Genomic DNA, 847 nt, shown 5'->3' with positions numbered 1-847 from the left:
GGCAAAAACAACACCGGCGCGGGCGCCGCCGGGGGCGCCGACTACGCGGGCGAGGCGACGGGCGACTGGTGCCCGGTCGCCGTCGTTGCTGGCGATCCCGCCGTGGACGAGATCGACCAGCTGGCGACGGTGATCCCGATTGCCGACTTCGTGCGCGCCGAGCAGCTCACGATGGGCTCGGCCGCGCTGTGGGACGGCGAGATCGTGCGCATCGACGCCGTCGACGTGCTCGCCGGCACGGTAACCGTGGGCCGGGCGTGCGCCGACACCATCCCGACGCGACACGCGGCCGGCTCGCACATCTGGGCCTACGACGACGCCGCAGCCAGCGACCTGGTCGAGTACGCCGAGGGCGAGATCATCGGCATCAAGCTCCTGACGAATACCGGCACCGCGCGACTGGACCCGGCCGAGGCGACGCCGATGTCGGTCGAGTTCGCAGGCCGCGCGGCGCGGCCGTACCCGCCGGCCGCGGTGAGGATCAACGGGCTGGCCTGGCCGGCGGAGATCGCGGACACGGCCCAGGTGACCTGGGTGCACCGGGACCGGCTGGCGCAGGCGGACAAGCTCGTCGACCAGGCGCTGCCGAGCATCGGCCCAGAAGCGGGCGTGACGTACACCGTGCGCTGGTATCTGGACGACGTGCTCGTCAACACGGCGGAGAGCATCGCCGGGGACAGCGCGTCGTTCGTGCCCGCTGCCGCCGGCACGCTGCGCATTGAAATCGAGAGCGTCCGCGGCGGCCTGGTCTGCCTGCAGCTGTGGCAGCACACGATGGCGTACACCCCACCGCCGCCACCCGAAGAGTAAAGACAGGGCGACGGCTCGACACCGGCAAGTGCCGAGC

At 71.9% G+C, this 847-nt stretch carries 1 pseudogene; it reads left to right on the top strand.

The window, feature by feature from the left end:
* Positions 1-810: pseudogene (locus QMX78_RS21475) on the top strand (hypothetical protein); the annotation flags it as partial.
* Positions 811-847 lie beyond the last annotated feature (37 nt).

This window comes from Stenotrophomonas sp. PS02298, from assembly GCF_029959445.1.
Lineage (GTDB): Bacteria > Pseudomonadota > Gammaproteobacteria > Xanthomonadales > Xanthomonadaceae > Stenotrophomonas.
The sequence above is the reverse complement of the archived record's forward strand: the minus strand, read 5'-3'. Positions and strand labels throughout refer to the sequence as shown.